Source organism: Paenibacillus sp. 11B, assembly GCF_030487755.1.
Lineage (GTDB): Bacteria > Bacillota > Bacilli > Paenibacillales > Paenibacillaceae > Paenibacillus > Paenibacillus vandeheii.
Window position 1 is genome coordinate 91,533 of record NZ_JAUKNS010000001.1, and the last position, 12,935, is coordinate 104,467.

The following is a 12,935-nucleotide window of genomic DNA, read 5'->3' on the forward strand; positions in this document are numbered from 1 at the left end:
CAACATAAGTAGTTTGAACAACACTTGTTGTATTTATATGGTATAATACCAACCGAATGGTACGCAATCATCAATAAACATAAACCGTTGGATAGACAACACTACTTCTATAATGTCGTATTATTAGGGGAGATCTTAACGATGACAATTAAAAAAAATGATGCTGATCCTCGTGTGAAACGTACACGGCGACTCCTTCAGGACGCTTTTGCTTCATTAACTCAAGAAAAAGATTTTGAATCGATAACCGTTAGGGATATTGCAGAGCGTGCAACGGTTAACAGAGCGACTTTTTATGCGCACTTTGTCGATAAATTTGAGATTCTGGAAGCAAAATTAATGGAATCATTCATGACAATCATAAATCGAAGATTAACCGGTCACGAAGTATTAAATGAAGAAACCATTCAGAGTGTTTTTCTGGGTGTGTGCGATTTTCACGAGGGTTTAAGCACGATGTGCAAAAGAAGGTATACATCGCTTGGATCTGTATTCGAAATTCAAATAAAGGAAAAAATCCAATCGATTCTCCTATCCTTTATAGATAAAGACAAGATGCTATCAAGTCCAAACGCGTACTTATTAATAAATACATCTTCTATCATGTTAAGTTGGGGGATGTATGGGGCCGCTTACGTTTGGAACAATGAAGGGTGTCAATTAAGTGCGGAAGCATTCGTTAAACAGACAATGCCCTTAATGATGAACGGAGCCAAAGAACTCCTCGGGTAGCACCTGGGATACATTTTTAAGGGACAACTTGCTTCTCCTCAAATGCTTACCCATTTAATGCAACTAACAAAAAAAAGCCCCTATTAAAAATACATAGTAGGCTGGTTTGTAACATTCCAAACGTTGCTCGGTCTGCTATGCTTCATTTGAGTCTGTCGATTACCCACGTCCGCCGTGAAAGGAAGGATATTTTGTCATGCCTCCATCAACGAACAGGGTAATACCTGTCACATAGCTGGATTCCGAAGAAGAGAGCCATACGGCAGCCGCTGCAATTTCTTCCGGCTTTCCGATATAACCGAGCGGCACCAGATCCTCAACCGATGTTCGCAGTTTGGGATTGGCGAATTTAACTGCGTTAATGGGCGTGTTAATTGCACCCGGAGCGATGCTGTTCACACGAATGCCCTTTGGCGCAAACTCCAGAGCTAGCGTCTCAGTCATCATCTTGACCCCGCCCTTGCTCGCGGCATAATGAAGGAAATGCGGCCATGGGATAACTTCATGTACACTGGAAATATTGATGATTCGGCCATTGATATCATGCTCCAGCATGTAATTCACGGCCTCCTTTGAACCGAGGAACGCTCCGGTTAGATTCACATCAATGACCCGTTTCCAGTCTTTCAAACTCAGCTCCTCTGACGGAACCTCGTTCTCAATGCCGGCATTGTTGATCATAATATCCAGGGAGCCAAAATGTTCATGCGCCGCCTGTACCAGCTCCTTTACGTCCTCTTCTTTGGAGACATCTCCCTTTACACCAATAGCCTGCCCACCGTACGATTTGATTTCTTGACATCAAATCACCGGATCTGTTGCCAGCGTACCGCGTACAATCGTAATTGTGATCCCAACAAGAGCCAGCGGTAATTGTACAGAAACGGTCCCTTTTAATTGAACTCTAGCGTTAGCTCGCTGTACATGGATGAAGCAAAATGCCGAAACGCTAATATGAAAAGGGGCTTCTCAAAAGCCCCTTTGATTAGACAGTTTCTTAACTGTTTCTTAGTGGTCCAGGAATACAAGCTGAATGAAGAACAATACGGCAAAAATGTAGAATATCGGATGAACATCCTTACCCTTTCCGCGAAGCAGCTTGAGTACCGGATAGAAAATGAAGCCTACGCCAATGCCTGTAGCAATGCTGTGCGTCAATGGAGTAAGAATGATAATCAGGAAAGCAGGAAATGTTTCTTCGAGATCCTTCCAATTGATTTTGCTGATCACACTAATCATAAAGTAGCCAACAATAATCAGAGCTGGTGAAGTAATCGCCGGGATACCTGATATCACACTTACGATAGGTGTAAAGAACAAAGTAAGAGCAAGCAGAACACTTACCGTTACTGCCGTCAGTCCTGTTCTTCCTCCTGCAGCCACTCCTGTGCTGGACTCGATATAAGCCGATGTTGGGCTCGTTCCAAGCAAAGCGCCTGTGGTAGTCCCTACGGCATCAGCTAATAGGGCGCCGCGTGAGCGCGGAAATTTGCCTTCCTTCAGCAGACCTGCTTGTTCAGCAACTCCGAGCATCGTCCCCGTTGTATCAAACAGCGTGATTAACAGGAAGGTAAATATGATGGTATACAAGCCATTAGAGAATACACCTGACAAATCTAGTTGGAAAGCCGTTGTCGTGAGGCCTTGCGGCATGGATACAATCGATTCCGGCATTTGAAACAGTCCCATAATCCAGGCAAGTATCGCTGTGACCACCATTCCGATAAACAGATAACCTTTAACATTGTACGCCATAAGCACTACAGTGATAATCAATCCGATAATGGTCAGGTAAGTCATTGGCTCTGCCAAGTTCCCAATCGTAATCAAATTTGATTCTGAATCAGCAATAATTCCTGAATTTTGCAGGCCTACCGTTGTAATAAACAATCCGATTCCTGCTGTTATCGCGTGTTTAAGGCTCGCAGGAATGGCATCAAGCAGCATGTAACGGAATGAGGTAAGCGATAAAATAATAAACAAGAGCCCTGCTATAAATACCGCTCCCAGTGCAACCTGCCAAGACACGCCATATCCGGCAACTACACTATAGGCGAAAAATGCATTCAGACCCATACCAGGCGCGATAACAATCGGATAATTGGACCCTATTCCCATAATTAGCGTCGCCACAATACTCGCCAACACCGTAGCAATGAATACTCCATTAAAGTCCATCCCCGTACTGCTGAGTATTCCTGGGTTTACGATAACTATGTATACCATCGTGAAGAATGTTGTGATTCCTGCGATGATCTCAGTTGAAACGGTCGTGCCTCTTTCTTTTAGTTTGAACCAGTTGTCCATGATAAAGCCAGCCTCCAACTTTCAATTTATTCACCCAAGCCAAAAACAAAAAAATCCTAATCATCGTAATAGGATTGTAATATTACCGCTCCTATATTCGTCATTAGGATTAAAAACTGAGATTCTAAACCAATGAAAAAGATACTCATTCTGTTTTAACCTGATGCCCCTTTCGAATTTTAATAAAAACAACACTCCTTGTCAACGAATTAACGTATTGTTCACAGTTATTTACGAACTATATTGAAATGAAATGGAGTATTCATTCGTTTTTGTCTTCATTTCGATTTTTCTCAAATTGTTCTTCTATATAAATTGAACTAAAGAATATTTACATATGCCACTCCGATGACAGAACAACCTTCCGATCCGCTGTTAAGCTTCCGATGTAGCTTTCTTTCAGAAAGCTTTTAGCTCCGCTTCTTCACGTTATTTCTGTCCTCTCCGTTATCGTGTAAATGTTTAGTTCAATTTATATAGATGTTCAGCGTATCTAAAAAGTCGATTTTTCTAGTTGATCTTAAATAAATGCCTGAGCTTTGTATGTAAAAAAACCTCTAAATCATTGAAGAAGTCTTCAACATTCAGAGGTTTATTTCGATTCGGAAATCTGTTTTCAGATCAAATTATGTTTTTTCGACCCAAATTAATGTGCAGTATAACCTCCATCAACAAGCAAGGTCGTACCATTCACGAAACTAGCATCATCGCTGGCCAGGAACAACACAGCTTTTGCTACTTCTTCTGGACGTCCAAGTCTGCCCTGCGGATGAAGTGAAGTTAAATATTGTTTACTTTTTTCATCTACGTTTTTCAATAAAGGAGTTTCAATGTATCCAGGACATACCGCGTTGACACGTATTCCCTCTTTTGCATAAGCAGTACATAAATTCTGAGTTAACAGCTTAACGCCACCTTTTGCCGAGGCATACGCTGTGGTTTTAGGCAACGCAACAAAGCTGTGAATTGAACCAGCGTTCACAATAACTCCGCCATTTCCTTGCTTAAGGAACTGTTCGATTGCATATTTATCGGAAAGAAATACGCCTGACAAGTTAATATCAATCGTACGTTTCCATTTATCATAGGATAATGCATCAGCGGTATCGTCATCGGCAACCCCCGCATTTGCATACATAATATCCAGTTTACCGTATTTCTCAACAGTTTCATTAATCATGTGCTTAATATCTTCTTCTTTAGTAACGTCTGTTTTGATGAATACCGTATCATGACCTTCCCCATTGAGTTCGGCAGCTAGTTCCTTACCATGATCAGAAAAGTCAGCAATGACGACTCTTGCTCCTTCTTGTGCGAAAAGACGAACGGTGGCTTCACCAATTCCACTGGCCCCACCTGTGACAATAGCAACTTTATCTTTTAATTTCATACGATTCAACCGCTCCATTCATCATTAGTTAAGTTTATATACATATTTTGTCCATTCATTACCATCTTATAAATCCTAATCGGACTCAAAAGATTCAAGACCTTGTACTCTTCAATCTTACTCTTTTAATTTTGAAATACTATCCTATAAAGTTCTGTGTAATAATGGATTGTATACCCCCCGTTTGTAGGGTATTTTATTTTGAAGGGAACGGCTTATTATGACACAATCTTTTCACCCATATGCTGAAATGACTTTTCAGGAATTTGTATTGTTTTTCAGAACGCATAGCAAACAGCTCGAAGAAAATACAAACATTTACTTGATCTCGGAAATTAACATCTCTGAAACACATCGGATCGAAACGGAAGCGCTGATGAAATCCTTCTTTCGCATATTTACTTATTCAGATATTGATAATATGGATCATCACTACTCTTCTTATTTGGACACCTGGGTTCAATCTCAGCTATCCATGTTAAATATGGCAAGCTTAAATTGGCTTCAAATTATTTTTGAAAAAGCTTTGCTGACACTATTGATTCAATTGAAACATCAGCGGATGATGGACCCTCTCATGTCCCTTTTATCTGTTTTTTCTTATCTATTACATAGCTTTCACAAGTGGGCAGATACCGGGTCTATTCATCATGATGCGGATGAAAATGACGAATTGAAGAAGCTCCGTCTTCTGGACCAATTAAACAAAATCCTAGTCAGTTCTTCCGGAGTTTCGGATCTAGCCTTTATCCTAAAAAAATGTGAGAAGTATTTTAATTATAAACGCTGCGTTTTCTATGCCTATGTACCTTGGTCCAACCAGTTCTATGGTGTCATCGGGGAAGAGCTTCCAAAGGTTCAGAGTATGAAGGGACAATTGACCGAGCAAAATGTAATCTTCAACTCCAAAAGACCGATCTATTTGAAAAATCCAAAGCCTTATCTAAGGGACGAGCATATCGAGTTATTTCACTTGTCTTCCATCATATTTGTACCGATTGCTCATGAGCATCAATTGTATGGCTGGGTTACTTTTGACCAAATGGGAGATTCATTTGACTGCACGAAGGGTGAACTGGAGTTGCTTGAAGAAGTGGGAAAGCGAATTGGGTTGTTTTTATCCAGGAAAGAAAAGGAAAACACCGCGAAAACGATGGCCATTCTGTTAACAGAAAGGGAGTCTACCGTTCTCAAACTTCTGGCAGAAGGATACGATAACAAGAAAATCGCTTCCTTGTTGTTCCTAAGTGAGTATACAGTGAGAGATTACGTAAGCAGCTTGATGATCAAGCTGCGTGCCAAAAACCGGACACAGGTCGTTGCCTCTGCTTTCCGTTGGGGTTTATTGAGTTAGTACATTGTGTTTGAATTCAATTCGTTAAAATAAAAGATCACCAACTTTTGTATCATGTTGATGATCTTTTATTTACTACTTTCACGTGCTTTATACCGTGCGATTTCTGGAAGCGCCCAAGCCGGACAGGAGCAGCAGAGCGCTAACGACAAGCAGCAGCAATAGCGGAGGGTTCCAGCTTGCTGTGATGTCATGAAGCAAACCGAACAAGATCGGTCCGGTTGCCGCCAGCAAATATCCAACGGATTGCGACATGCCTGACAAAGAAACTGTATCTTGGGCATCTTTCGTCCGTAAGCTTAAAAAGATCATGGCCAAGCTGAACGCACATCCCCCAGCAATTCCAAGTAAAACTGTCCATAATTAAATGAGAGCATTTCCCCCGAAGTAAAGGCCTCCCAATGAGACAAACAACAGGATAGTCATTATGATGACCAGTAAACGTTGGTTCTTCATGCGTCCCGCAACGATCGGCACGATGAACGCTACGGGCAGCGCAGCTGTTTGAAACAGTGATAACATCCAACCGGCGCTATCTTCACTCAAGCCTCGGCTTGTCATCATTTCAGGCAACCAAGCAACCAAAACATAGAATAAGAGAGACTGCATCCCCATAAAAATCGTAACCATCCATGCCAGAGGCGAACGCCACAGACTTCGCCGCTTGAGCACACCGCTTGTTGCCGCTATGGCAGACCCTCTACTCGCCCGAGCTTGAGGCAACCAGAATAGCGCGGCCAACAGAACGAGTACGCCCCAAATGGCGAGCGCGCCATTCCAGCCAAAACCGAGATCGCGGGCGACCGGAATACTGACACCGGATGCAATCGCCCCGGATAAATTCATCGACACGGAGTACACACCGGTCATGAGGCCGACTTGATGAGCAAAATTACGTTTGACCAGACTTGGAATGAGCACGTTGCATACCGCAATCGCCAGCCCAATCAAAGCAGTTCCTGCAAACAAAGACGCGGTTGCAGCCAACGAACGGATCGCAATACCCACCATGAGTAAAACAAGTGCATAAAGCAGGGTCCGTTCTACCCCAAAACGGCGTGCCAGAAGGGGCGCGAACGGTGAGAGCAGTGCAAAAGCAAGTAACGGCAGTGTGGTGAGAAGACCTGCTGTAGCATTCGACAGTCCGAGGGATTCACGAATCGAGCCAATCAATGGGCCTACCGATGTTAACGGCGACCGCATAATCATTGCAATTAGGACGATGCCAAGGATGATCGGCCAACCCAATGACAATGGCTTCTTCCTGATCGTTGACTTTGTATCGCTTAATACACTCATGGCTGCTCGTCTCCTTTGACCTCAAGAACAGCTTTCGATTCTGCAATATGACGGTGAACCGCTGCCACGGCACGATCGGCATCTTGATCAACAATCGCTTCAACCAGCTGCCGGTGCATCTCCTTGAAACTCGCGTCGATTTCATAACGAGTCAAGCTGATAATCGTATCTTGTGATGCGTCCGCGATATGGTTGTATAATTCGATCAAGATCTCATTATGAGACGCCGCGATGATGCCTTGGTGTAAACGGATATCCTCCGTTACCATTCCATCCATGTCACCGCGTGCTGCCGCCCCCTCCCAGCGTTCCAATTGGAGAAGAAGTTCGCGCGCCTCATCGCCCGTTCTGCGCTGTGCGGCAAGATGGGCTCCCTCGCGCTCAAGCGCATGCCGGACTTCCAATGTCTGCATCGTGTCGGAGCGCATGATTCGTTTATGTAGCACAACTCCCAGCACGCTTGAAGAGCAAACGTACGTCCCGTCCCCTTGCTTCGTCTTCAAGAGTCCTGCGTGGACCAACGCCCGAATGGCTTCCCTTAATGTATTACGACTAACATTCAATTCGACCATCAATTCCGGTTCAGCCGGAATACGTGTCCCGACAGCCCACTTGCCAGATTCGATCTGTCTTTCCATTTGCAAGGCGACTTGCTCGACCAGCGTCAGCCGATTTGTTTTCTGAAGCATAATTCAGTCCTCATTTCATCTATTTTATTTAAACGTAGGATGTTTGGTTAATAGGTACTTTAACACACTTATTTCCTCCAGACAACTCCTTCTCTAAAAAACTGCCTATAGTTAATCGGGACGAGAACTGTCCTGAACTTGGGAAGAAACTTGTTCCGCAAAGCAAAAAAGCCGCTAAAATAGCGACTCTCAATGGGTTACCAGGAACGATGTGTGCACCTCTTCTAGGTTTTTGACAAGAACATTAATCCGGATCAATCTCAACTTGTCTCTTCTCGCAAATCATGCTCCATGAAGAGAATGTCTCGTTTCATTTCCTTCATGCCCTGTCTTGAAATCCGGCCAGTCTCGAACATGGACTGGATGTTGTCTCTCTCCAGCTGAATTCCGACCCGTGCCAGCTCCTGCATCGATATGCCGAAGTCTTTTCGGGTGTCGGCATCCCGTTCATTTTTGGTCAGACCCAGCAGCATACGTTCATATTGCAGAATCAGCGAGCTGACCATCTCCATATCCCGCTCGCCTTCTGCGAGCAGGACATTTAGCTGCTTAATGACATAAGTAACATTTTGAATTCTAAGTCTGTTCAATTCCGCCCTTCTTTCTCGGAAACTTAACCGGAATTGCTGCAGCACTCCGAGCACCTCGTCCCAATGTTTTACCGGGAACAGCTCTTTTTTATAACTCGCATCTCTTGTATGCATAAACAAGAGTTGGTTAATTCGGTTAAGGTAACGGTACGCTGTGTACGGATTCACCTCTTTCTTTTCAAGTGCAAGCAGCGTATTCTCTCTTTCCCATTTCAGAACGGACAAGCCCAAGGATCGCTGTGCCTTATTTTTATTTTCATCTTTCTTAAGCGTTCGGATTCTGGAAGTATACGTATTGATGATCTGAGCGGTCGCAAGCCGGTTCTGGTCCGTGGTCAGTTCATTTAATCCGGTAACCACATTCCTCAGAATCTCAATTTTGGCCTGAATCTCATCCTCTTCCTGCTCCGTTTGTGTTTCTTTACCTAATATAAGCGGCAACAGATAGTTGGATGCCAGAAGCGTCCACAGGATAACGCCAGCCGCAAGGAAAATGATCAGATCCCTGGCCGGAAATGCAGTGCCATCATTAAGAAAAAACGGCAATGACAACGTACTCGCCAGTGTGATCGTTCCCCGGACTCCCGATAGGCTCAGGATAAGCGCATTCTTCAATCTATGCTTCCAAGGTTCGCTCTGTTTGGGTCCTTTAGAAATATCCATCAGAATAGCCCAGATGAGACGCAGCCCAAGTACAGCCAAAGTCAATACCAGTGTATACATAATGACTTTAAAATTCCCTATTTCCGGGTTACTCCAAATCCTCTGGATAATATCAGGAAGCTGTGTTCCAAGCAGCAGGAAAACCAGTCCGTTCAACACAAAGATAATGACCGACCAGGTGCTTTTGGATACAACACTCAGCTTGGCTACCTCGGGGTTCATTTTCTTGTAACCCAGAGAATGTGCAATCCCTGCGGCGACGACGGCGAGGATACCGTTGACTCCTAATTCCTCCGCTGCCATGAAAATCAAAAAGGGAGTCAAAATCTCAATCAGCATATGGAGCGTGACATTCTCCATCCCCAGTTTTCGTAACCACTTCACCACACCATATTTTACAAAGGTAAGCAGAAGGCCGAGTACAACACCCCCAAGTGAAATGGAGATAAAGCTGATACTGGCAGATTGGAGTGAGAACACACCAGTGACCATTGCGGCTACGGCAAATTGAAATGAGACCAGCCCCGATGCGTCATTTATTAAAGATTCTCCCTCAAGAATTTGCATCGTCTGATGGGGAATCTTCACTTTCTGCTCCAATGCACCCGCGGCCACAGCATCGGTAGGTGCTAGTGCAGCCGCCAATGCAAAGGCTGCCGCCAGCGGGATGACCGGAAGCAGCCAATTGAGGAAATAACCCATCACGGGGAGATCATGTTCAAGGCTGTCAAAGATGACGTTGAGTTTATTTTCGGAGATAGCATTACATCATTGAAGGAAGAAAATAATGGCGTTGAGGTAGCTTTCAAAGGAGGACAAAAGCGCTCGTATGACCTGGTATTCGGCTGTGATGGTATTCATTCGGCCGTCAGAAAATTGTACTTCGACGAGGAGGCGGAATTTTCGCATTTTCTTAAAACGTATTTCTCTATCACGATTGTGGATAAGTTGTTGATCAGGGAGAATACGACACAGATGTACAACGAGCCGGGTAAGGCGATCATGCTGAACACCTATAACAATAAAACCGATATTGTCCTCTGCTTTTCTTCGGAGAAGGAACTCCCCTACGAGTACCGAAATGCCGTCGTGGACAAAATTTTTATTGCTTCTTTATACTCACATTTCTGATTTTTATTATTGAATTAACATTATCTTGATCTACAATATATGGTAAATCTAAATCAAACTCTTTTAGTAGCATATGACTCTCTCCTTAAATCCCTTTCATGGGCGTTGCCTTTGGTGTTCTCCCTCTTATGAGTCAGATACTTCTTCCGTTTTTAACTCACTCTTTGCGATATCAATGAAGGCAGCCATTGATGGAGAAATCCATTTCTCACGATGCCAGAGCATCTGTGCGGAAAAGGATACATCCGATAAATCCCATGATAAAGCAACTAGTCTTCCCTCTCTTAATTCTTCCTTCAAAGCCCTCTCAGGTAACAGTGCAATACCAAGACCAGCCACAGCACATTGTTTAATTGCTTCTACACTATGAAACTCCAGTTCTGTCAAAGCATTGGCGCCTTTTTTTATTAAGGACTGGTGAAAATGAGTAAGATAAGGGCAATTTTTTTCACTCAACAAAAAGTGCTGTTTATGAAAGTCATCAATGCTCAATGAGGAGCGAGTTGCTAAAAGATGATCTGGAGAAACCACCATTTTAAAATACTCCTCTTTCAAAAATTCTGAATGAAGGTCTTTGGCTGCAACGAATTCATCCAATACAAATATCACATCTGCAAGCCTTTCTCTTAGGCTATTTCTAAGCTCTTGTCCTGACAAGGGACGAAACAAAAGACGAACGTCTGGAAAGTCTTTGCGGAAACGTTCAAGTGTTTCTTTCCTTTGATGCGAATGACTTGATTACCATGTTACGTACAGGAAGAAGTGGAGACATTAGCGATAATCCCGTCGATCGGTACAACTTCGAGCAGGCATTACGTAAAATCTCCTCTCCTGCACTCGTTATGCCGGGGGCAAATGATTTGTTTTTCACCCCAGAGGATTTATATAGTCTCATTGATTTTGATCAACAATTTCTTTAATACTTGCTTCTCCTCGTCGGTAAGGACTTGAACGATTTCTTCCTCCACCTTTTGAAAAGAGTCTTGAAAGTCTTCAATCAGTTCAACCGCTTTTGGCAATACGTATATATTTTTTTGCCGTTCATTATTGGCCGGGATTTTACGTTCGATGAACCCTTTTTGCTCTAGACCTTGAAGCATACTTGTAATGCTGGCCCGACTTAAATGAAACCGATCAGCAAGATCCATTTGGATAATATTTTTATTTTGGTTCTCGTTAATATAGTCAATTACTTTTCCTTGTTGAGCGTTTAACCCCAGCTCTTTTATACTCTCGTCTGCTCTTTTCTTTAACTTAAGACCGATAATCTGAAATAAATCTAGATAAGGTGTTTCCTTTCGGGATTTCATCATCGTCCCCCCTTTGATTGTTAGTTATCTAATTGTAAGTAAATAAACTATACAGCGATCCTATTCGCTTGTCAAAAAACATCAGTCTATTGACAGTTAGAAAACTAACAGTTAACATTCAAATTGTTCAAATACAACATTCAGGAGGAATTCAGATGGAGAAGTTAACTCAAACTGCTGCGTTAGAACAAGTTACGGCGATTACAAATGTACGAATCTTTGATGGAGAGCAAATCATTGCGCCTAGACATGTTGTTATTAAAGGGGAGTCTATTATTTCAGTCGGTGGCGACCTTCCAGCCAATGCAAGGATTATCGATGGAGAAAATGCGACTTTAATGCCTGGTCTGATTGATGCACACGTTCACACCTCGATCGGCGGATTACGAGATGCCCTAAAATTCGGCGTTACCACGGAACTCGAAATGAACGGCGATTTTACTCAAAGAGGGCGCGAAATCCAGTTAAAAAACGTGAATGACCTCGCAGATGTGCGTTCTGCTGGCACAGCGATCACGGCTCCGGGTGGTCACCCGGATGAATTACTACCGGATGGAGATGAAATACCGGAATTCGTATTAAAGGAATTAGCGAAGTTATCGGAGGCAGACCGGGAAGCCATGTTAGCCGCTTACGCTCACGATCATGAAGAAATACCGCAAGTGACAACGGTGGAAGAAGCGATTAAACATGTGCATACCCAAGTCGAGAATGGGGCCGACTATATTAAGATCATGATTGAAGAAGGAACGGTCATGGGTGCACCTGGCCTGCCAGTATTAAGCGACGAGATTCTAAAAACAGCCGTGACAGAAGCCCACAAGTTCGATAAGCTGGTCATCGCCCATGTCTTGACAGCTCTTTCATCTCAACAAGCCATCGATTTTGGAGTCGACGGTTTGGGCCACTTGTTTATTGACAGACCCGAGTACACCTCCGAGTTAGTGAAATCTATAGCGAGTTCAGGCGCATTTGTTACTCCGTGCTTGGTGTTGAATTCATCGATTATCGGAAATCCGGCATCCGAATTGGCGAATGATCCACGTGTTCATTCCAAATTAAGTTCAGATTGGATCGATATTTTGAACTCAAGCTTCAATACGTTCCCCCAAGGCAATATGGAGAACAGCTTTAAAAATGTGATGGATCTTCACCGTGCCGGAGTTGATATTTTGGTAGGGACGGATGTCGCGCCGGTTCCCGTACCAAATCTGGGCGGCCTTGCTCATGGAGCAAGTGTCCACCACGAAATGCAGCTGCTGGTGAAGGCCGGGTTCACTCCGATCGAAGCTCTGCAGTCGGCTACTTCGAAACCGGCCCGTTGCTTTGGTCTTCATGATCGCGGCCGCATTACCGAAGGTGCACGAGCAGATCTCATTCTCGTTGACGGTGATCCAACAACTACGATTTCGGATACCTTGTCGATCAAATCCGTATGGTTCAATGGATCGCACCAAGTAGGTTAATCAG

At 43.7% G+C, this 12,935-nt stretch carries 10 protein-coding genes and 2 pseudogenes; 4 read left to right on the forward strand and 8 right to left on the reverse strand.

The window, feature by feature from the left end; translation table 11 throughout:
• Positions 1-141 precede the first annotated feature (141 nt).
• The gene (locus Q0V21_RS00390) at positions 142-732 is read left to right on the forward strand and encodes a TetR/AcrR family transcriptional regulator (protein ID WP_301877055.1); all 591 of its coding nucleotides are present in this window, start codon (positions 142-144) and stop codon (positions 730-732) included.
• Between the two features lie 159 nt (positions 733-891).
• Here the strand turns inward: Q0V21_RS00390 and Q0V21_RS00395 are convergent.
• The 3 genes and pseudogenes from Q0V21_RS00395 to Q0V21_RS00405 all read right to left on the reverse strand — a co-directional run.
• Positions 892-1,530, reverse strand: a pseudogene (locus tag Q0V21_RS00395) (SDR family oxidoreductase); the annotation flags it as partial.
• 210 nt (positions 1,531-1,740) lie between these two features.
• Positions 1,741-3,039 carry an NCS2 family permease gene (locus Q0V21_RS00400; protein WP_301877056.1) on the reverse strand — a complete coding sequence of 433 codons (1,299 nt, stop codon included), beginning with the start codon at positions 3,037-3,039 and terminating at the stop codon, positions 1,741-1,743.
• A gap of 646 nt (positions 3,040-3,685) precedes the next feature.
• Entirely contained in the window at positions 3,686-4,429 is a 744-nt protein-coding gene (locus Q0V21_RS00405) for an SDR family NAD(P)-dependent oxidoreductase (protein ID WP_024633414.1), read from the reverse strand.
• Positions 4,430-4,649: 220 nt separating this feature from the next.
• On the opposite strand from Q0V21_RS00405, the gene Q0V21_RS00410 reads away from it, so the two are divergent.
• Positions 4,650-5,783 (forward strand): LuxR C-terminal-related transcriptional regulator, encoded by a 1,134-nt coding sequence (locus Q0V21_RS00410; RefSeq protein WP_301877057.1) that lies wholly within the window; start codon positions 4,650-4,652, stop codon positions 5,781-5,783.
• 90 nt (positions 5,784-5,873) lie between these two features.
• Here Q0V21_RS00410 and Q0V21_RS00415 read toward each other — a convergent pair.
• The 3 genes and pseudogenes from Q0V21_RS00415 to Q0V21_RS00425 form a co-directional block, all read right to left on the reverse strand.
• Positions 5,874-7,082, reverse strand: a pseudogene (locus Q0V21_RS00415) (CynX/NimT family MFS transporter).
• Positions 7,079-7,771, reverse strand: coding sequence for a FadR/GntR family transcriptional regulator (locus tag Q0V21_RS00420; RefSeq protein ID WP_301877058.1), 693 nt, complete (start codon positions 7,769-7,771; stop codon positions 7,079-7,081). Before Q0V21_RS00420 ends, Q0V21_RS00415 begins: the two are co-directional and overlap by 4 nt.
• A gap of 260 nt (positions 7,772-8,031) precedes the next feature.
• Complete coding sequence (locus Q0V21_RS00425; protein WP_301877063.1) at positions 8,032-9,726, reverse strand: cation:proton antiporter; 1,695 nt, start codon at positions 9,724-9,726, stop codon at positions 8,032-8,034.
• A 12-nt stretch (positions 9,727-9,738) separates the two neighbouring features.
• Here Q0V21_RS00425 and Q0V21_RS00430 point away from each other — a divergent pair, with 12 nt between their 5' ends.
• Positions 9,739-10,155, forward strand: a complete 417-nt coding sequence (locus Q0V21_RS00430) for a Rossmann-fold NAD(P)-binding domain-containing protein (protein WP_079348990.1) — start codon at positions 9,739-9,741, stop codon at positions 10,153-10,155.
• A 126-nt stretch (positions 10,156-10,281) separates the two neighbouring features.
• On the opposite strand, the gene Q0V21_RS00435 is transcribed toward Q0V21_RS00430, so the two are convergent.
• Together Q0V21_RS00435 and Q0V21_RS00440 are read right to left on the reverse strand one after the other, a co-directional pair.
• Positions 10,282-10,824 (reverse strand): substrate-binding domain-containing protein, encoded by a 543-nt coding sequence (locus Q0V21_RS00435; protein WP_367620499.1) that lies wholly within the window; start codon positions 10,822-10,824, stop codon positions 10,282-10,284.
• A 212-nt stretch (positions 10,825-11,036) separates the two neighbouring features.
• Entirely contained in the window at positions 11,037-11,465 is a 429-nt protein-coding gene (locus tag Q0V21_RS00440) for a MarR family winged helix-turn-helix transcriptional regulator (RefSeq protein ID WP_301878377.1), read from the reverse strand.
• Positions 11,466-11,620: 155 nt separating this feature from the next.
• On the opposite strand from Q0V21_RS00440, the gene Q0V21_RS00445 reads away from it, so the two are divergent.
• Positions 11,621-12,931, forward strand: coding sequence for an amidohydrolase family protein (locus Q0V21_RS00445; protein ID WP_301877065.1), 1,311 nt, complete (start codon positions 11,621-11,623; stop codon positions 12,929-12,931).
• The last annotated feature ends 4 nt before the right edge of the window (positions 12,932-12,935 follow it).

Bases quoted from the DNA above. Each gene is read 5' to 3' on its own strand.
- Q0V21_RS00440 (WP_301878377.1), bottom strand. From the start codon at position 11,465: ATGAAATCCCGAAAGGAAACACCTTATCTAGATTTATTTCAGATTATC.
- Q0V21_RS00445 (WP_301877065.1), top strand. From the start codon at position 11,621: ATGGAGAAGTTAACTCAAACTGCTGCGTTAGAACAAGTTACGGCGATT.
- Q0V21_RS00420 (WP_301877058.1), bottom strand. From the start codon at position 7,771: ATGCTTCAGAAAACAAATCGGCTGACGCTGGTCGAGCAAGTCGCCTTG.
- Q0V21_RS00405 (WP_024633414.1), bottom strand. From the start codon at position 4,429: ATGAAATTAAAAGATAAAGTTGCTATTGTCACAGGTGGGGCCAGTGGA.
- Q0V21_RS00390 (WP_301877055.1), top strand. From the start codon at position 142: ATGACAATTAAAAAAAATGATGCTGATCCTCGTGTGAAACGTACACGG.
- Q0V21_RS00410 (WP_301877057.1), top strand. From the start codon at position 4,650: ATGACACAATCTTTTCACCCATATGCTGAAATGACTTTTCAGGAATTT.
- Q0V21_RS00425 (WP_301877063.1), bottom strand. From the start codon at position 9,726: ATGGGTTATTTCCTCAATTGGCTGCTTCCGGTCATCCCGCTGGCGGCA.
- Q0V21_RS00400 (WP_301877056.1), bottom strand. From the start codon at position 3,039: ATGGACAACTGGTTCAAACTAAAAGAAAGAGGCACGACCGTTTCAACT.
- Q0V21_RS00430 (WP_079348990.1), top strand. From the start codon at position 9,739: ATGTTCAAGGCTGTCAAAGATGACGTTGAGTTTATTTTCGGAGATAGC.